General features: G+C 63.9%; 18 protein-coding genes and 1 pseudogene. 6 read left to right on the plus strand and 13 right to left on the minus strand.

From position 1 onward, the window contains the following. Positions 1 to 364: 364 nt before the first annotated feature. Positions 365 to 1,315, minus strand: a complete 951-nt coding sequence (locus ACIBL3_RS46475) for an ISAs1 family transposase (protein WP_396360475.1) — start codon at positions 1,313 to 1,315, stop codon at positions 365 to 367. Positions 1,316 to 1,383: 68 nt separating this feature from the next. Then, positions 1,384 to 1,515, minus strand: a pseudogene (locus ACIBL3_RS46480) (hypothetical protein); the annotation flags it as partial. Positions 1,516 to 1,699: 184 nt separating this feature from the next. On the opposite strand from ACIBL3_RS46480, the gene ACIBL3_RS46485 reads away from it, so the two are divergent. Continuing rightward, positions 1,700 to 2,296, plus strand: coding sequence for a hypothetical protein (locus ACIBL3_RS46485; protein WP_396360476.1), 597 nt, complete (start codon positions 1,700 to 1,702; stop codon positions 2,294 to 2,296). Between the two features lie 765 nt (positions 2,297 to 3,061). Here the strand turns inward: ACIBL3_RS46485 and ACIBL3_RS46490 are convergent. Next, positions 3,062 to 3,268 carry a hypothetical protein gene (locus ACIBL3_RS46490; RefSeq protein ID WP_396360477.1) on the minus strand — a complete coding sequence of 69 codons (207 nt, stop codon included), beginning with the start codon at positions 3,266 to 3,268 and terminating at the stop codon, positions 3,062 to 3,064. 94 nt (positions 3,269 to 3,362) lie between these two features. Next, positions 3,363 to 4,049, minus strand: coding sequence for a diguanylate cyclase domain-containing protein (locus ACIBL3_RS46495; RefSeq protein ID WP_396360478.1), 687 nt, complete (start codon positions 4,047 to 4,049; stop codon positions 3,363 to 3,365). Between the two features lie 248 nt (positions 4,050 to 4,297). On the opposite strand from ACIBL3_RS46495, the gene ACIBL3_RS46500 reads away from it, so the two are divergent. After that, positions 4,298 to 4,615: a hypothetical protein gene (locus tag ACIBL3_RS46500; RefSeq protein ID WP_396360479.1), complete on the plus strand. Its 318-nt coding sequence runs from the start codon at positions 4,298 to 4,300 to the stop codon at positions 4,613 to 4,615. Between the two features lie 281 nt (positions 4,616 to 4,896). On the opposite strand, the gene ACIBL3_RS46505 is transcribed toward ACIBL3_RS46500, so the two are convergent. The 5 genes from ACIBL3_RS46505 to ACIBL3_RS46525 all read right to left on the minus strand — a co-directional run bounded on the left by ACIBL3_RS46505 (position 4,897) and on the right by ACIBL3_RS46525 (position 8,263). Continuing rightward, the gene (locus ACIBL3_RS46505) at positions 4,897 to 5,640 is read right to left on the minus strand and encodes a GntR family transcriptional regulator (RefSeq protein WP_396360480.1); all 744 of its coding nucleotides are present in this window, start codon (positions 5,638 to 5,640) and stop codon (positions 4,897 to 4,899) included. 70 nt (positions 5,641 to 5,710) lie between these two features. After that, positions 5,711 to 5,914 (minus strand): hypothetical protein, encoded by a 204-nt coding sequence (locus ACIBL3_RS46510; RefSeq protein WP_396360481.1) that lies wholly within the window; start codon positions 5,912 to 5,914, stop codon positions 5,711 to 5,713. Continuing rightward, positions 5,905 to 6,747 (minus strand): phosphoribosylaminoimidazolesuccinocarboxamide synthase, encoded by an 843-nt coding sequence (locus tag ACIBL3_RS46515; protein ID WP_396360482.1) that lies wholly within the window; start codon positions 6,745 to 6,747, stop codon positions 5,905 to 5,907. The genes ACIBL3_RS46510 and ACIBL3_RS46515 overlap by 10 nt, the downstream gene beginning before the upstream one ends. A 308-nt stretch (positions 6,748 to 7,055) precedes the next feature. Continuing rightward, positions 7,056 to 7,967, minus strand: coding sequence for an IS3 family transposase (locus ACIBL3_RS46520; protein ID WP_396360483.1), 912 nt, complete (start codon positions 7,965 to 7,967; stop codon positions 7,056 to 7,058). A 2-nt stretch (positions 7,968 to 7,969) separates the two neighbouring features. Next, a complete protein-coding gene (locus tag ACIBL3_RS46525) occupies positions 7,970 to 8,263 on the minus strand; it encodes a transposase (RefSeq protein ID WP_396360485.1) in 294 nt (97 codons plus the stop codon). A gap of 230 nt (positions 8,264 to 8,493) precedes the next feature. Between ACIBL3_RS46525 and ACIBL3_RS46530 the strand changes: the two genes are divergently transcribed. Then, positions 8,494 to 9,393 (plus strand): hypothetical protein, encoded by a 900-nt coding sequence (locus tag ACIBL3_RS46530; RefSeq protein ID WP_396360487.1) that lies wholly within the window; start codon positions 8,494 to 8,496, stop codon positions 9,391 to 9,393. 732 nt (positions 9,394 to 10,125) lie between these two features. Beyond that, positions 10,126 to 11,532: an IS1380 family transposase gene (locus tag ACIBL3_RS46535; protein WP_396360494.1), complete on the plus strand. Its 1,407-nt coding sequence runs from the start codon at positions 10,126 to 10,128 to the stop codon at positions 11,530 to 11,532. A 213-nt stretch (positions 11,533 to 11,745) separates the two neighbouring features. Here ACIBL3_RS46535 and ACIBL3_RS46540 read toward each other — a convergent pair whose 3' ends face one another. Then, positions 11,746 to 12,930 (minus strand): GTP pyrophosphokinase family protein, encoded by a 1,185-nt coding sequence (locus ACIBL3_RS46540; RefSeq protein ID WP_396360488.1) that lies wholly within the window; start codon positions 12,928 to 12,930, stop codon positions 11,746 to 11,748. Positions 12,931 to 13,146: 216 nt separating this feature from the next. Then, positions 13,147 to 13,947: a transposase family protein gene (locus tag ACIBL3_RS46545; RefSeq protein ID WP_396360489.1), complete on the minus strand. Its 801-nt coding sequence runs from the start codon at positions 13,945 to 13,947 to the stop codon at positions 13,147 to 13,149. A gap of 212 nt (positions 13,948 to 14,159) precedes the next feature. On the opposite strand from ACIBL3_RS46545, the gene ACIBL3_RS46550 reads away from it, so the two are divergent. Next, positions 14,160 to 15,569: an IS1380 family transposase gene (locus ACIBL3_RS46550; protein WP_396360490.1), complete on the plus strand. Its 1,410-nt coding sequence runs from the start codon at positions 14,160 to 14,162 to the stop codon at positions 15,567 to 15,569. 298 nt (positions 15,570 to 15,867) lie between these two features. Here the strand turns inward: ACIBL3_RS46550 and ACIBL3_RS46555 are convergent, their stop codons facing one another. Further along, positions 15,868 to 16,650 (minus strand): TIR domain-containing protein, encoded by a 783-nt coding sequence (locus ACIBL3_RS46555; RefSeq protein WP_396360491.1) that lies wholly within the window; start codon positions 16,648 to 16,650, stop codon positions 15,868 to 15,870. 232 nt (positions 16,651 to 16,882) lie between these two features. Here ACIBL3_RS46555 and ACIBL3_RS46560 point away from each other — a divergent pair, with 232 nt between their 5' ends. After that, positions 16,883 to 17,386, plus strand: coding sequence for a hypothetical protein (locus ACIBL3_RS46560; RefSeq protein ID WP_396360492.1), 504 nt, complete (start codon positions 16,883 to 16,885; stop codon positions 17,384 to 17,386). Positions 17,387 to 17,722: 336 nt separating this feature from the next. Here the strand turns inward: ACIBL3_RS46560 and ACIBL3_RS46565 are convergent, their stop codons facing one another. Next, positions 17,723 to 17,905, minus strand: coding sequence for a tyrosine-type recombinase/integrase (locus ACIBL3_RS46565; RefSeq protein ID WP_396360493.1), 183 nt, complete (start codon positions 17,903 to 17,905; stop codon positions 17,723 to 17,725). Positions 17,906 to 17,965: the final 60 nt, after the last annotated feature.

Genomic DNA, 17,965 nt, shown 5'->3' on the forward strand with positions numbered 1-17,965 from the left:
ATCAGAACTGCATGGGCTTCAGATCTTCCTCGGGAAGGTGCGCTCCTTCATGTCACCCCGCCGAGGGCCATCCACAGGTTCTGATCATTGCTCCCGGCACGCCACGGACCCATTAGAGCGCCTACGGCGTCCCTCCGGGATCTCCGACTCTTGACCCGCACCGCACCGAACCTAAGGTCGGCAGCTACCGGGGCGATGCGGGAGGACTGCCGCGCGACCGACGAGGCCTCCCCCAATCCCATGTGACCGGAGTGGCTGCGCGATGTTCGTAGCCTTGATGGCTACGGTCGAACGATCCGGTTCATGCGGTCGGCGACTACGCGTTATGAGATGCTCCGACCCAGGGCCTCGGCAAAGTCGCGCCTCATGAGGTGAGCAGCGCCAGTGGGCGTCGGTTGTTGGCGGCGTGATGTCGCAGGGCGTGGGCGATGTTGGTCCAGCCTGCGATGCGGAGCAGGCTGATGACGAGGTTCCGTAGGGTGGCCATGACCTGTGGTGCGGCGCCGGTGCGGACCTGAGAGCGGTCCTCGTCGAACGTCACGTCTCTGACCCAGTGAAGGCGATTTTCGATACCCCAGTGGCCTTGGACCCAGGCGGCGAGCGTCGCCGGTGGCGCCGTCCGCGTGTCAGCGGAGGTGATCAGGTAGACGACCTCGACGGTCTTCTTTCCCTTCCTGGTGACGGTTCTGCGGAGCTGGGCGACCTGGACGGCGCCCGCGAACTCGACCCAGGCGGGAGCGGTGACGACCTTGATCGTGCGGGTGACCCGACGCCCGTGGCCCTTGCTGGTGACGCTGCGCGCGGGGACATCGCGCCACGGCAGCGCCTTGCACGCGGCGTACAGCGTCGGCTGGTTCTGCTTGACGGTGAACACGTAGTCCCCGCCGGTCTCCACGATGAGTTGGGCGGTGTCGGTCTGGGTGTGCATCGCGTCGACGGTCACCGTCACGCCCTCGAGGTCGAACCCGGCGAGCAGGGTGCGGACCGCGGGGATCTCGTTGCTCTTCGCGGTTACCGCAAGCTGCCCGAGCACCGCACCGGATCCGTGGTCGAACGCGGCGACCAGATGCGGTGCCGCCGAGATCGTGTCGCCACCGGCATCGCGGGTGCGGGCTCCGCGGACGGTCTTGCCGTCGATCGCGATCACCCGTCGCTGGCCGACCACCCGGGTCCGGGTCCACAGCCACGCCGCGAGGACCGTGTCGAGCTTGTCTGCGTCCAGCCGGCCGAACGCCCGCCGGATCGCCGACTCCGACGGCCCGCGACCACCGCGGAAGCCCAAAGCTGCAAGGAGATCCGCGTCCGCGTCAGCCACCCAATGCCCGATCGCGCGAACGACCTCGCGCCGCTCAGCACCGCCGCGATCCCGACCGCGAGGATCCCCGGCAGGCCGTGCCGGATCCCACGCGGCCGTCGTGGATCAGGCACAGTGGCCAAGAGCTCCAACAACGCCATCGCCGACGACGCGCCGACGGGTTGCGGGCAGGCAGGAGCGGCAGTGCGCGAAGATGGCATCGGCGGGTGTGGTCCTTGACTGGCTGTGGCTTAGACACCGACATCCAAGTCCCATGGACCACACCCGTCACACAACGCCACACCGCGTCAGCAATCAGCAAACGCCCAGGTCACACACCCAATCGGCCGACTTTGCCGAGGCCCTGTGCTCCGACCCGAGGCTCGATTTCCAGCAGGGGGACGTGTGGCACGGAGCGCGAGAAACAAGGCGTCCAAGAAGGACGGGTCACAGAACGAGCGGCGCTGGATCGATCGTTTGATCACTGTCGCGGTAGCCATCTTGGCGGTAATCGGCGGCTATATCGCGGCGCAGTTTGATGCGAAAGAGGATCGCGAGAAGGAAGCGCGCGAGATCCAGGCTCAGGTCTACCGAGAGTACCTGAAGTCCACCGTGCTGTATCGGGACAGCAGTTATCGAGCATGGAAAGATTACGACCGCTACTTGAACAAGAAGATCAACTACGAAACATTCCGGCCCGTGCTAAAGGCTTGGGAGGATGCACGGAGGAACTATCAAGACAATGTCGATCAAGTGTCCGTCCATGGCAGCCTAGAGGCTCAACAAGCGGGAGAGAAGATTTCTAGCTCCATGCTCCCGTCACTGGAAGGCACACACGTCAACAACATCCCGCCATCATCCTTCGAAAAAGCCAAACAAACCAAGAAGAATGCAGACCCGGGACCCGATTACGCAAAGTTCAGTGAAGGGTACCGGGATTTCGTTTACAGGTTTTGCGTTGACGTTGCCCCCGTCGACGACCCACAATGCACCCAGGGATAAATACACTCACCCTGCCGATCGACGACTCCCAATCCTCTAGCTGACCTCGCCATCACCAGACTACGCGATTAATGCTGATCCACCCCTCTATGTGCTGCCTCATTCGTTGCAGCGCTTGGCCAGGCGTCGACCGGTTCGTAAGTACTCGGATCCGAGACAACCCTCGACTCAACGTACAGCGCGACTGGCGGAAGTCGCGTCGTACCGCCGCCTGGTTGCGCTTCTGGTTGCAGTTCGGTGCCATACGGCCCAGTTCGGGCCAGCCGCGAAGCACGATGGTGAGCGTCGGATGAACGGATGTGGACACCGCTGGACGACGGCTGATCGAACTTAAACCTCGCGGCCGAAAGGCATACGGGTTCGAATCCCGTCCCGGGCATAAGATCCTCCCCACGCGTGCTTCCGCCGTCGCTCCCTCGTCGCTCCGCTCCTCATCGCGCCAGCTACGCCCGCTCCCACCCACCCCACCCTCCGGCTTAGGGCCGGCACCTTCCTTGCCGGCTGTCGCCGGCGTGCGCGCTACCGCGCGATCGACCGCCCCGGGGCCGCGCTCTCACGTCGCACGACCTTGCTCGTGCAGCGAGCAGTCCGCAGTTGTCCGAGCAGCGTCTGCCTGATGCCACATGGTGTCCCGAGACTCGCGACCGCGACACTCAAGCCGACCCAGACGCGCCAAGCGCTGGGCCTATGCCTGCTCTGCGGTCGTCGCAGCCTTCGCTGCAGCCAGCCGCCAAGGCAGGATCAGGCCAAGGAACGGATCCAGCTTCACCAGCCCAGCCAGTCCGGTCGGGCAAGGTCGCCGTCGTCGAGCCATTGAACGCCGACGTCGTCGCGGTGGTAGCCCTGGTGGTAGCCGAGCACACACATGCTGCCAGACACAGGATTCTTGCCGTCGCAGTCGAGTTCTTGAGCGGACCGCAGGATCGGCCAGTCTTTGCCTTCTGTCAGATCCTCCCGCCTGACCGCCCCCACGCTCAGCCACTCCCCAGCCGCGTGCTCACCGGCCGGTCTCGTCGGTCCACGACATGATGATGATCGGCGGAGTGCGTTCGCCCACTGCGAGAGGTCATCGGCGTCGGGAAATTTTGGGAGTCGGGGCAACGAACCCGTACGCAACCGATTCACCTCTGCGACGGGCGTGCTTCTGGCTGAACAAGCGGTGCTCAACTGCTCCGATGACGTGGATGAGGAACTCGCGCCACCAGTGGTCGCCGATCACGGACTCGGGGATCGCGGTTGGCGTGATCAGGCCCGCGCCGAAGGAAACAGTACGCGGAAGGCCGGCGCAGAGTTGATTGCGCAGACCGTCGACCTGACTGAAGAACCTTGTCTCATCGGTTGCCGCGCTGACGAAGACGATCTCGTCTCCGCCGAAGGTAGCTAGGCATGCCTGCGTGGCATCTGAGTCCCAGAGCCAGTTGCGGGCAAGCGTGCCAAGGCGACCCATGAAGGCGTTGCCAGCGAGGTGGCCAAAGGATTGGGCGTCGACGGCTTTCGCGCCTTCGACGTACTCCTTGAGGTTGTCGACGTCGCCGATCGCCATACCGACGCTGTCGCCGCGCCCTATGGCATTCGCGATCAGACGGGGAAGGCGCGTGAAGAAGCCGGGCCACGCGACCAGGCCGGTGATCGGGTCGTCGCGCGCGTCGTCACACCAACCGCCGACTGTCGCCGGTGGGAATCGGTCGTGTGGGGCGTCAATTGCCAGTGCAGGCGGGGTTTGGTGGCTCGACAGCTTGGCCGGCGTGCTCATCTGTCGCTCCGGAGACACGGAGCCGATCCGTTGACGCAGCGGCGAGTGCGGCCAGAACAGGCTCGGCCGCAGGCAGCGGAACGGTCGGGAACCGTTGACTCCACAGCCACCTCAGCACCCCGCCACCCGGTCCGCGCGAAGGCGGCGCAAGCACAGGTCGGTCCTCGGTCACGAGTTGAACGTCCGCGAGCTGACCAGCGTCGGCAGTTGGTGAGGTGCAGAAAATCCAGCCCTCGCCCGGCAGCCGCATGACCGGTGGCCAGATCTCGAGTCGGTACTGCTCGAGTCGACGCATCCCGTACGAGCCGAGCGCCAGCGGAACGCGCCAGATTGCGATCTCCGGACCTGACGCGATCAATATGTTCGGTGGACGCACGACGTCGTACGCGATCGAGGCCTCGCGGGTGTGCGTCAAGGGATCCGGCGTCAATCGATGGGCGCCTGGCGTCTCGCAGTACCTGTCGCCGCAGCTGCACATCCACGTCGTACGCCAACTGGTCCCGGCAGGATCGGGCACCATCGGCGACGCGGGCATGACCGCGATACCGCGCTCGACGTACGCCTGAGCCGTCACGAGAAGCCTGTTCGTTCTGCGGAACATCGAAAGCACCTCCAGTGCGGACCATCATGGCCTACCGCTGTCGCACGCTGGCGAGCACACCGGACTCATCGGATCGCCGGACCGATGCGCGGGCCGGACCTTCGCAGGAGCAACTGTGGGGTCTTGTCTGTCAGCGGTCAGCTTCATGAGGGGACCTTTCTCGTGCTCAGTGCATCCCGGATATGTTCTAGTTCAGATACTAGAACACATCGATCCGTCCGCCAAGCAATCGGATATCCCGAAGCGTCAGTCGCCGAGGCGACCTCGATAGGTCACGCGGCCATAGGTGATGTTCTCGCCGTACTCCAGCACGTCGCCGGCCTCGTCGTAGATCCAGTTCCGGCCAAGCATGATGAGCGCACCTTCATCCAAGCCGAGACTGCCGGCCTGTTCGGCAGTTGCGTGCGCAGGCTCGAACTGGTCTTGCCACGCATCGACACTGCGCTTCAGGACGTTGGCGACGTACGTAAAGGTGCCCTCGCGGATCCGCTCAGGGCTCAGCAGCAGGGGCGCCCGCTCGGCGAGGTCGCCCCGAAAGTACGACGTCGACGCGGAGACCGGCTTGCCATCAGCCTGGAAAGTCGTTCGCACGCGCCGGATCACCGGACTTCCGACTTCGACTCCGAGCGCGTCGGCAATCTGTTCTGAAGCCTTACCGAGCGCAGCATCGGTGATCTTCGCGTACTGACCGGTGGGATAGACCTTGCCGGTACGGCGAGCCTTGTCCACCCGGTCGTTTGCTGCCCGTCCGCGCTCCTCCTCCGTCGTGACGATGCTGCCGACACCACGTTCAGGCTTGATGTAGCCCTCAGCGCGCAGCGTCGACAGAGCCTTCTGCGCAGTCGCGATGGCGACGCCATAGTCACGCATCAGCGAGCGCACAGACGGCACCATGTCGCCAGCCTGCAAGTCGCCATTCGAGATCCTCTTGCGGATCTCGTTGGCGATCTGCTGATAGGGCGGAGCTGGGCGCTCCAGCTTCGGGGGCATGACGAGACCTCAACATCTCCGATTGGTGTTCTAGAACACCACCAGCATAGGCGTCGGCAGCAGGGCCGGTCTAGTAGTCGTCCGGCGCGTTGACTCGGTCGATGCCGCCATAGCCAGTCGCAGCAACAGATCGGGCGATCTCGACGTCGTGAGGATCTGCCTCGATGCCTTGCTCTTTGGCCGCGAGGAGACGCTTATGCACCTTCTGCAGCTCGAGCACATCGCTCAGGCGTGCCTGTTGGATCTCATCCCAGGTAGCCATCGTCAGTTCCACTTCTGACCGGTGATGCGTTCGTACATGGCAACGTAGCGAGCCCGAGTCTCCGCAACGACCTCCGGAGGAATCTCAGGGCCAGGCGGGGTCTTGTCCCACGTGCCCAGATCACGCGCCCAGTCGCGCACGAACTGCTTGTCGTACGAGACCTGCCGCTGCCCTGGTTTCCAGTCCTCATCCCGCCAGTACCGCGAGGAGTCCGACGTCAGAACTTCATCCGCCAGGACCAGCGTCCCGTCCTTGGCAAGACCGAACTCAAACTTGGTGTCGGCCAGGTGCACACCACGGCCCTTGGTGATCTCGGTGGCCCTCGTGAACAGCTCGAGTGTCTTCTCCTGAAGCGTCTTCGCGAGCTCCGGGCCAACAGCCTCCGAAACCTCCTCGAAGGTCATCGGCTCGTCATGCCCGTCCTCAGGAGCCGTCTTCGTCGTCGGCGTGAACACCGGCTGCGGAAGCTTGTCCCCCTCACGGAGCCCCGGAGGAATCTCAACACCAGAGATCTTCCCCGTCTCCCGGTACGCATCCCAGCCAAGGCCGGCCAAGTAGCCCCGAGCGATGCACTCAACCTGCACGATGTCGACCTGCTGACACCGCACCGCACGACCCTCGAACTCGGCCGGCACATCGGTAGCCGAGATCACATGGTTCGGCATCACATCCGCCAACTGCTCGAACCACCACAGCGACAGCGACGTCAGCAACTTCCCCTTGTCAGGGATCGGCGTCGGCAACACCACGTCATAGACCGACACCCGATCAGTCGCAACCAGGATCACCTCCCCCGGCCGATCGCTGTAAACATCCCGAACCTTGCCCCGATGCAGCAGCTCCACCCCACTGTTCTAGCACACCACGGCATGGTGGTGATCGACGACTGGGCAGGCCCGCAACGGGACTCGACCCTGAGGGGCTCGGCACGTGCATCGTCATCTCCTCCGGGGCCGTACTCCGAGGTTCGGCAATCCCCTGAAAGCGTGGAGACTTGAGATTTGTTGTTTCGGCTGTGGGGCCGGCTCCCGCTGGCTGCCTGGCGGGCTCGCCCGGAGTCGGGGTCAAGGCTGGCCGGAGGTCACCCCGGCAGGGGCTTGGCCTTGACGCCGGCGAGGACGGGGTCAGACTCGGGTGTGCGGGATCCGGTTGTTCATGCTGCTTGTTCCGGTTCGTGTTCTGGCCCGTGGCCGGCGGGGTGGTAGTGGGTGAGTTCGTAGTCGATCGGGGAGCACATCCCGAGCGCGGAGTGACGCCGGTCGTGGTTGTATTCCTCGATCCAGGCCGCGACCCGGGTGCGAGCCTCGGCCTTGGTGGTGAAGTGCTCAGGCCGGCGTAGTTCGAACTCCACGGTGGAGTGCCAGGCCTCGATGACCGCGTTGTCCAGCGCCGATCCTGGTCGGCCCATGGACTGGGTGACGCCCAGCCGGGTGCAGGCCGCGCGGAAGGTACCGGCGGTGTATTCGGTGCCCTGATCGGTGTGCATGATGACGCCGGTGGTCGCGTCGCGGCCGCCGCGGACCGCGACCGCCATCACCAGCGCGTCGTAGGTGAGCTCGGCGTCGTGGTGCTCGCTGAGGCTGAACCCGATGATGCGCCGCGACGCCATGTCCAGGACCGACGCCAAGTGGAGCTTGCCTTCGTCGGTGTCGATCTCGGTGCCGTCGCCGTACCATTTGCGATTCAGCTCGCTCGCGGCGAAGTCACGCCGGATCAGGTCCGGTGCCCGCCACCGGCCCCGGCCCGGGCGGGTGGTCTGCTTGCGGCGCCGTTTCCGCCGGGCCTGCAGCCCGAGCTCGGCCATGAGTTGGGCGACGGTGTTCTTGCTGACCCGCCAGCCCTCGTCACGCAGGTCGGCGGTGATCCGCGGTGACCCGTAGGTGCCGTGATGTTTAGCGAACCACCGCCGGATCGCGACCTTCAACTGCTCCCGCCGCGCATGCTGAGCCGATGCATCACCGTGGCGCCACTTGTAAAACCACGCCTGCGAAACCCCCAGCGCCCGGCACGCGACCGCCTGCGGCACCCGGTAGGTGTCCCTCTGGGAGGCGATGAACGCGGCCACGGCTACCGGCCCATCGCGTCCTTGACCCAGAGGGCCACCGAACGCTTGAGCACATCACGCTCCATCGCCAGCTCCGCGTTCTCCCGCCGCAACCTGGCCAGCTCGGCCCGCTCATCTTCGGTCAACCGGCCCTCACCATCACGAGCCCGCCGATCCTGCGCGACCCAGTTCGCCAGCGTGCCCGCGTTCACACCCAGCTCCCGGGCCACCTGCGCAACCGGCTTGCCGGTCTCCCGGACGATCCGGACCGCGCCCTCACGGAACTCCCGATCAAACTTCCGTCGTGCCTCTGCCATCGCCCTCACCCTCTAAGGGGGATGTCTCCACGCTACGAGGGGAAGCCCAGTTCCTATCGGGTCAAGCGTGGGCGACAAACGCTTGTTCTAGTAATCCCTGGCCAAGACGTTGCTGATCCGGAACGCCACAGCAACTTGCCGAATCAAAATTGAGCCATGACCTGAGCTTGTGGCGCTGGTTCCTAGTGCTCACTCTGAATCTAAGGGCATGCCTTGATACGGAGACACGCATGAGCGCCTCGCCTAGTCCGACACCTCACGAGAGTGTGGCCCAACGCTTGAGTTGGCGGCATTTGGCATTCCGACTTCTCGGCGAACTAGTCGTCTATGGGCTGCTTGTGGGCGGAATCTTCGCTGGAAGGGCATTGGGACTAAACGCTTCGCTCGCGGCATGGATCATCACCGCATACGTGCTCGTGGCCCAAGGGGCAGTACTCTATCTTCTTTGGCCTCGCTGGCAGATGCTAGTGGAAGTCTCAACTGATGAAGAGCCCACCAAGGTAGACAAATTCTGGCAGAAGAGGATAGTACCCGGATCCGTGGCTGCCTGGAAAGTCTGGGCAGTCGTCATTGCTCTGGTTGGTACGTCAGGCCTACTACTCGATCTACTCAAAAGTGACTCCAGAGTGGCCCGCATCGTCGTTGGACTGCTTCTGGGCATCGGACTCCTCGGTTGCTTACTATTGCTATGGAATCGCGACACACGACAGCAGTTCTTCGGCGCCCGAACGCCGTGGAACGACGCGTTCCAAATGGCCGGAATCATCGCCATCATGGCGGCGGCGGCATTCTCCTTCTTGACCAACGAGCTCCATCAGGCTGATCTTGTTGAGCTCACCAGGGATGGGAAGGACGTAACTACTGTGGAGCCAGCGGAGCTATTCTGGTTCTATGGCTGGCACCTTATCGATGCTCTGCCGGCCTCGCCGCTTTCCACACTGAAGATCGATCCGCCGTACGAGTACAAGGACACCTCGGTGGGCGCCTTGCTGCTCGCATATGCCCTCCTGGTCGTGACGCCATTCCTGAGCTTGGCCAAGACGCTCATAGCCCGTCGCCGACGCACCGGCCCCGATGGCAATCAAGAACACGTCGCCACGCTGAATGACACCGACGGTGCTAACGACTGATCAGTTGGTCGCCGACATCAGGGCTGTGCCATGGTTCGGCCGCATGAGCCGGTGGGGATCAAGCTGGGGGGGTAGAAGAGTCGCCGCGAGGCGTGACAGTGTGGTTGAGCCTCGTACCGCACACCTAGTCTTTGCGACGGTGCCGTTAGCGTCATGACAACTTTCTCTACGTCTTCAAGACGGGCCCTTCAGGACCCGAAAGCGCGCCGCCACCGAAGGGCGGGCCGCCTGCCCGCCACTCCGCGTCGCTGCGTTCTGGGCGCGTCCCTTGGCTTGGCGCGCACGTGCCAACAAGGTGCCGGGTCGAAGACAGCAGAACTCGCCATCAACGATCGACACCCTGTCGATGTGGTACGCGCTCCAACGGCCGGCTATCTGGACGCGTGGCCAACATGGCCTCCCGGCTGTCCGTGGGCTCCCGCATCGCCCCGCTAGCAATCATGGAGAAGTGCGGTCCGGCTCGGCACGCGTCAAGGGCAAGTCGCTCCGCGATCGAGCAAGCTCGACCCTTGACCCCTGCCGCTCCGAACCTGAGGCAGCAGCTATCGGGGCGATGCGGAGAACTGCCCGCGCGTCGTCACACTTAACCTCAGGCATTCATCGGTGAGTGGGTGAGCCGGGCTTGGAATGGCGAAGTGCCTTGCCTGTAAGGAAGAATCGATCTTGCGAAGGATTCGATCGACCTGGCAGGAAGGCACTTCTGGGGTGAAGGGTAGCAAGCGGGTCCGGCGGGTGCCGGTGGGTGCACCGCGGTTTGTGGTGAGTGGGGATGGCGATGGTGTGGCGTCGCGGGCGGGGGTGGTTCTGTTGCGGGAGTTGGCGTCGGCGTGCGGGTTGGCCGATCAGGTGACGGACGCGTTGGCCGACACCTACAAGGCGGCGTGGCTGCACGCGCCGGGTCAGGTGTTCGCTGATCTGGCGGTTGCGGTCGCTGATGGCGAGACGAGCATGGACGGAATTGAGCGGCTGCGGGAACGTGGCCAGCTGCACGGGAGCGTGGTGGCCAGTGATTCCACGGCGTGGCGGCTGCTGGAACGCATCGATGCGGCGCATCTGGGGCGGGTGCGTCAGGCGCGGGCGGCCGCGCGTGCGCGGGCTTGGGCGGCGGGTGCGGCGCCGGCGCAGGCGAGCGATCCGGACGGCTGGTTGACGATGGATGTGGACGCTTCGGTGGTGCCCTGTCATAGCGATAAGGAGAACGCGGCGGCGACGTGGAAGAAGACGTATGGTTTCCACCCGTTGATGGCCACGCTGGACCGCAGTGAGATCTCCTGCGGCGAGTTCCTGGCCGGGCTGCTTCGCCCTGGTAATGCCGGGAGTAACACCGCAGCTGATCACATCGAGGTGCTTGACCTGGCGCTGGAACAACTCCCGGCGCCGGTGCGGCCGGGCACGCCGGACGCTCCGTCGATCCTGGTTCGTTCTGACAGCGCCGGAGCCACCCATGCGTTCGCCGCGTACTGCCGCGAACAGCGTGTGGGGTTCAGCTTCGGCAAGGCCGTCGACGTCACGCTGGTAGCGATCGCCAACGCGATCGATGACAGGTTGTGGCAGCCGGCGATCAACACCGACGGCTCGATCCGCGACGGCGCCTGGGTGGTCGAGGTCACCGGCTCGCCGGCAGCACAACCGGTCCTGTCAGCGTTTCCCGACAGCACGCGCCTGATCCTGCGCAAGGAACGCCCTCATCCCGGCGCCCAGCTCGGACTGCACAACACCACCCGGGAAGGGATGCGGCTGACCGCCTTCATCACCGACACCCCAGCCGGGATCGTCCCACGCCACGTGGCCGGGCTGGACCTACGGCACCGCCAGCACGCCAGGGTCGAGGACCGGATCAAAGACGCCAAGGCAACCGGCCTGAACAAGCTGCCCGCATGGAGCTTCCAGGCCAACGCCGCCTGGCTGGAGATCGTCGCCGCCGCGGCCGACCTGATCTGCTGGACCAAACTCCCCGGCTTCGCCGACACACCTTCGATCGCCCGCACCAGCCCAGCCACCTTCCGCGACCGCGTCCTGCACATCGCAGCCAAGATCACCACCACAAGCCGCCGCATCCGGCTCCACCTCGACACCACCAGCCGCTACGCCGCCAACATCGCCACCGGCTGGACCAGACTCCGCCACGCCTTCACCTGAACGCCTGTCCCTGCCCGCCCACAACCACGAACGGACACCAGCGAACCCCAACTAAACAACGCCATCCCGGGACCCAACCGAAGCCCTTCCCGGGACGCCGCAACCTACCCAAACCACGAAATCACAACACACACAGCGATCCACGCCCCACTCCACCGCCGGATGAAGAATCGAGGTTAACCGTCAACTGTTGTTAAGCGAGCGACTCCCTGGTTACGGCTGTGCAGTGTTCCTCTTGACTCGCTCCATAAGAGTCGCATGATACTCCGGGTGAGCAAACCCGAGGGAGGCTTGAGCTAGGATCAAATCGACGACGGAGGTTTGAATGTCCTTATCAATCTCGAGAACTCTGTCTCGCTGACTCATCAGAACCAGCGCCAAGCGGCCAATCTTGTCGTATCCAAGCAATGGCAGCTCCTCGACGAACTCCGCGACCGCCTTTCTTGGTGCCTGGGTATGGTTGGGGTAGATTTCGCGCAACAAAGCGATTACGGACTCAAGATTAATGTCGAGATCCTGCGCCTCGTTCGTTTCAATGGCCGCTTTGGCTGACGCCTGAGCATCTTGCGCGTGCTTCGAGAAGAGCTCGAAGTGCTGATCCGCAACATAGAATAGGCCACTGAGCGCATGGAAATCGCGACGCAAGCCCTCAGGCACGCTCAACTCGCCCTTGTATGCCAGTTGATGCGAAATGTTCGCCCACGCATCCATAACAATAGTCCTAATTTGGACCTCGAATGCCTGCTCGGTCAATCCCGAATAGCGCGCACCAACGTGCCGACTCCCCAGTTTACAAACGTAATGCACCGACATGTACCCGAACGAATCAACAGGTCCGCTCTCGATGTGATCATCTTTCGAAATCACGTCGAACATGTTAGCGACGATAGTCTCGATCTTCTGAATGTCGGACAAGAAGAGACAGACTATTCGAATCCCGACTAGGTCTTGCGTCTGAACGAAAGGGTCATCATAGTTCTTCCTTTCAATCTTCTCCAAGAAGCCTTCAAGGTCTTTTACCCGTCCAGTCACAGAGTGGAACTTGATGCCTGCCCCACTCAGTTCAGACTTCATAGAGAAGATCGCCTCACCGCATAGCCGGTCATACGCGGTCTTCTCAGCCCCATATCGATCGCGCAACTGAGCGACTTTGTCCACTCCGTCGTCCACCATGAGTACCAGCCCCCTTCCAGCGATGCCAGTAGCTAACTCTATCGGCAGCGCCTTGAGGGACACGAGGTCCCGCAGGACCAGCTGGCCCGGTCGCGCCGGCATCTCCCTTGAACTGATCGAAGTGTTCTGCCTCGTACCATGCGGCCCCAGACCTGCGATGCCGCCAGCAAACACCTCACCTAGCGCCGTCAATCCCAGAGTGATCAACAGGTCCGCCGAGGCCACCGCCCCAGACCCCTGGCCCGAGCCATAGCGAGCAACGGGAGGACCGGGGTCGGCAGGCCACCGGACTGCTCACCCCAGTGGGAGGATTTTGGGAGCGAAACACGCGTAACAACCGTCTTGAAGCGGGTCCAACGCGCGGGAACTAGCCTCGGCGTTTCACGGTAATTGGTGCGACACGTGAGGTAGAAAGGCGAAAGTGCCTTGTCTGAGGTTTTCTCACCGGGTGGGTTTCTGAAGGTGGAGTAGGACGAGTGCGGCGGTGGTGATGGGCCCGATCCTCCAGGGGTCGAGGGTGATCCTGCGCAGTGCTTCCCATGTGCTTTTGAGGAGTGCGTTGGCGCGTTCGGCGGGTGCGCGGAGTGCGTTGATGAGGGCGTTGCGGGCGCGGTTGTCCGGGGCGAGGTTGTTGCCCTTGAACGGTACGTGGATTCCGATGCCGGCGCCGGTGTAGCCCTTGTCGGTAAGGGTCGGCAGGCCCGCGGCGGCGGCCGGGTAGAGCGCGGGCAGCACGTGGTGACGGGCCGCGGTGATGTCGTGGGTGGAGCCGGGCTCGACATCGCTGACCCAGACCGGGTAGCCGGTCGGGTCGGCCAGTACCTGGATGTTTCCGCCGTGCTGGTGGTGTTTGCCGGAGTACCACAGGTCGTGCCCGGCCTCTGAAGGTGCGCCGCAGCGGGTCGAGGCGATCAGCGTGCCGTCCAGGCACACGAACTCCCATCCTTCGGCCAGGGCATGGGCGAGTACGTTGTGCAGGTCGGGAGCGTGCGCGGCGATCACGTCGATCGCTTCGTGCAGGTACCGGTAGCCGGTCGCGATGCTCACCCCGGCGTCTCGCGCGAGGACTCGCACATCGGTGGCCTCTTTGAACCAGCGCAACACCATGACGGCCTGCACGAAAGGGGTGGCTGCGCGTTGCCACGGCCGCATGTCATGCACCTTGCGGTAGGTGCTCAGCCAGCGCGCGACCTGGCGGGCGGTTTCTGCGGGCACATCGAGAGTGGCACGATAGGTGATCACGTGGGGTCCTGCCTGGGGAAGTGTTCTTTGGCGAGACCGACCCTGACGGGTCAGGACCCCACGCCGCTGCCGCGACACACCCCGTTCACCGCACCGTTGCCCCAGACAACGACACCGCTCAGCCAGCCAATACCCGGTGAGAAAACCTCACTGTAAGGGAAAATTGGGCTTGTCGAAGGTCCAGTTGTCCCAGTACAGGAAGGCACTCTCGGGTGAAGCGTAGCAAGCCGGCCGGGCGGTTCAAGGTGTCCGCGGATGGTAAGGGGATCGTGTCGCACGCCGGGGCCGCGTTATTGCGGGAACTGGCTGCCGAGACCGGGCTGGTCGAGGGGTGGACCGCGGCGTTGAGCGACACCTACGCGTTGCCGCCGACGCACGCACCGGGGCAGGTACTGGCCGATCTGGCGGTGACGATCGCCGATGGCGGGGACGCTTTGCGGCACCTGCGGGCGCTGCGAGACCAGGCCAAGCTGTTCGGGCCGGTGGCGTCTGATCCGACCGCGTGGCGGGTGGTCGACAAGGTCGACACCGCCCGGCTGGATCTGCTGCGTGAGGCGCGGGCGGCGGCGCGAGCCCGGGCCTGGGCGGCCGGCGCCGGACCCGACCTGTCCGATCCGGCGACAGTTTTACGGCTGAACTTCGATGCCAGCCTGCTGACCGCGCACTCGGACAAACAGAACGCGGCACCGACATGGAAGAAGGGCTTCGGGTTCCATCCGTTGCTGTGCTATCTCGACCGCCCGGACGTGTCGAGCGGAGAGGCGCTCGCCGGGCTGCTGCGCCCAGGTAACGCCGGCGCCAACACCGCCGCGGACCACATCACGGTGCTCGACCTGGCGCTCGCCGCCCTGCCCGAGCATGCCCGTCCTCGGGCCGATGACCCCAACGGGCCACAGTTGCTTGCCTCTGCGGATTCGGCCGGCGCCACCCACGACTTCGCCGCAGCGCTGCGCGCCCACGGGATCGGGTTCACCCTCGGCTACGGAATCGGCGAGAGCGCCCAGCAAGCGATCCTGGCCGTCCCGAGCAACGCGTGGACGCCGGCCTACAACGCCGACGGCGAACCACGCCGCGGCGCCTGGGTTACTGAGATCACCGACCTGCTCAACCTCACAGACTGGCCCGAAGGCTCCCGGGTCATCGTCCGCCGCGAACGACCCCACCCCGGCGCCCAACTCACCTTCTCCGACATCGACGGACACCGGTTCACTGCGTTCATCACCGACACCCCACCCGGACCCCAGCCCGGACTGGCCACCGGCCAGCTCGCCGACCTGGAAATGCGTCACCGCGGCCACGCCCGGGTCGAGGACCGCATCCGGTGCGGCAAGGACACCGGCCTGCGCAACCTGCCCTGCTACTCGTTCAACGCCAACGCCTGCTGGCTCGAACTCGCCCTCACCGCCGCCGACCTACTGACCTGGTCCCAGGCCCTGTGCTTCACCGGCACCCTCGCCCACGTCGAACCCGCGACCTTCCGCTACCAGATCCTGCACACCGCCGCACGGCTCGTCCGCACCGCCCGAGGCCTGCACCTGCGACTCGACCAAGACTGGCCCTGGGCACACCAACTCGCTACCGCGTTCTCCCGCCTCCGAACCGCACCCTGGCCAGCCACCTAGCCCAAACCACCCAACCCCGACAACCCAAGGACCGGAACCCGCCCACCCGACGCGACAGCCGGGAACCCGGCCTGCCGCAAACCCGGCCCAAGCCCCCCACACACCCCGTTCGCCTCCCGCTCGCCGACACGCCGCACACCCATGAAATTTCGAGGCTAGGAAGGTGAAAACGCCTTGTAGGTGAGGGAATGAGCCTCGTTCCGCGAAAGCCTTTAACGCGATCCCCGCCCATGGCATGGAAGAGGTCACTGTCTTATCCTCTAAACTCCGCCGGATCTAACCGCAAATCGGGTGGGCCTCATTCGAGAACACGATTGAGGTCGACTTCAATTCCCGAGTTCTTGATTTCCTTTGCGAGTTCGAACTTCCAAGCGTCTCCGGAATCGAGTTCGATGTAGACAACCCCCGCATAGTCCGATGGTAACTCAACGCCAGGCTCACGAAGCGCAGCCACACGAGATCGACCTAGCACGCCAATGAAGTATCCGAGTTCGAAGACTACGTTCTGCCTTGCACGTGCCTGTTGGGGCTGTGCATCTCTGGCAGCGCCGACATCATCGGCAGTCAACAGAACCACGGCAAAGGTTGCTGATGCCGATTCTTCCTCAAACTTCTCGATGATCGTTCGGCCGGCATTCGCTCGCTCGTGGAGGATCACAACGGGGAGGTGCAATTTCTCCAGAAACCGGGCGGCTGTGACCTTAATACGATCGTCATGCCCGTGAACGAGGAAGACTCTCGGATCTCCTGGTGTGGCTGGGGAGCCTACGCCGGCCATTTCCACGTCTGTCTGTGTGCCGAAGAGCTGATCCTCCTCCTTCATGGTCTGCAGGAGGTTCCTGAATTCCGTCACTCCTTCGACCCAAGAGGAGTTGACGTACTGCTCGTCCGCTGGATACACCTGCGGGTGAAAGCCGATCCTCCCGAGGTCTGTGAGGTACTTGCTATCGGCCCCGAACACATTCCGAATGATCATCTCCGACCGTCTTCTCAGGGCATCAAGGGCTCCGTCATCTCTGTATGGCAGCGCATCGAGACTGTCAAGTAGCTCCGCCAAGTGCTGTTGCGCGCTGTGCGACATGTTGCCCCCATCGTTCTTGCGTCAAGGTCAAGGCACTCGATTCTGCCGCACAGCGCCGCATCTAGCCCAACCCGGCTGTGGGGTTCAGAACGCTGGACCCCACGGGAACCGCCTGCCAAGGACCGGAGTCAGCGCAGCGGTGGGCTGGTACAGATACCTTGGACTTCCGGTAACCGGATGTATAAGGTATCTGAGTCGCACACGCTCAGCCAGACCCGCGGAAGGGAGAGAGATGCTCATCATCAAGCTGACCAAGGAGGCGTACAGCAAGCCCCTGGACGCTATGTCCGACGAGGAGATCTTCGAAGTGGGGCGCGGCAACTGGGTACTCGGCGAGAGAGCCGACCAGGAGCGGTACGTCGTTATCGGGACCGGCGCACAGGACGGGATCTCGGGCAAGGTCCGGGTCGCCGCTGAGATCGAGGAAATCGTGGACACCGACGAACGTCGGAGGAACAGCACGAAGTTCCGCCGCAGGATCGAGGGCACGATGCTCGGCCCGGGTCACCCGGTGTACGACGAGTGGGTGGGCAAGGAGATGCCGCCCTACCAGAACCCAGTCAACTACCAGCCGACCCACCACGACCAACGGAACTGCAGGTGTGGGTGCGGTGAGGTCGTGATGCAAGGTGCGTTCATGCCAGGCCACGACCAGCGCGCCATCCACGAGCGCATCGCGAAGATCGGCAGCGTCGCCGATTTCATCCGCTGGTTCGACAAGACCTACAGAGGTTGATGCCGCACTCCCGGGCGAGCCGGCCTGGTGTATCAGACTTCTCGGTTGCATTTCCGGTTGCAGTTCGGAGGGGTTCAGCCGTGTTCGGACACGACCCAGGCAGGCGCGCCCGAGGGGGAACGAACCCCTACGGATCGTCCCGAACACGGCCAGGTCGAACTTAAACCTCGCGGCCGAAAGGCATACGGGTTCGAATCCCGTCCCGGGCACCTCCACTCCGACCTGCAGCTATCACGAACTGTGACATAAGCCGCGGCTTACCCTTCGCTGTGGCAGTTGCACTGCTCGTTGCAACGGCCATCAGGACCACAGCACCTTCCCGTACGCTCCGCCGCCTCACGAATCAGCTTTCTCGGACGGGGCATCGCGCTTCGTCACCGCAAGGGAGGAGCGCTTCAGGATCACCTGAACAACTCGGACATCGCCCCCCGACTCCAGGAGCAGCGTCGCGGCAGCGTGCCGGGCGTTATGGGGCCTTGCATTTGAGGAATAGTCAAGACCTGTGGATTGGCGTGTCACGCAGCTTGTTGATCACCTCCTGATTCGTCGGGTCGTTCGACGAGTTTGCCGTTCTCGAAC

The organism is Kribbella sp. NPDC050124, from assembly GCF_044460355.1.
GTDB lineage: Bacteria > Actinomycetota > Actinomycetes > Propionibacteriales > Kribbellaceae > Kribbella.

Bases quoted from the DNA above. Each gene is read 5' to 3' on its own strand.
- ACIBL3_RS46495 (WP_396360478.1), bottom strand. From the start codon at position 4,049: ATGAGCACGCCGGCCAAGCTGTCGAGCCACCAAACCCCGCCTGCACTG.
- ACIBL3_RS46500 (WP_396360479.1), top strand. From the start codon at position 4,298: ATGACCGGTGGCCAGATCTCGAGTCGGTACTGCTCGAGTCGACGCATC.
- ACIBL3_RS46505 (WP_396360480.1), bottom strand. From the start codon at position 5,640: ATGCCCCCGAAGCTGGAGCGCCCAGCTCCGCCCTATCAGCAGATCGCC.
- ACIBL3_RS46525 (WP_396360485.1), bottom strand. From the start codon at position 8,263: ATGGCAGAGGCACGACGGAAGTTTGATCGGGAGTTCCGTGAGGGCGCG.
- ACIBL3_RS46530 (WP_396360487.1), top strand. From the start codon at position 8,494: ATGAGCGCCTCGCCTAGTCCGACACCTCACGAGAGTGTGGCCCAACGC.
- ACIBL3_RS46555 (WP_396360491.1), bottom strand. From the start codon at position 16,650: ATGTCGCACAGCGCGCAACAGCACTTGGCGGAGCTACTTGACAGTCTC.
- ACIBL3_RS46560 (WP_396360492.1), top strand. From the start codon at position 16,883: ATGCTCATCATCAAGCTGACCAAGGAGGCGTACAGCAAGCCCCTGGAC.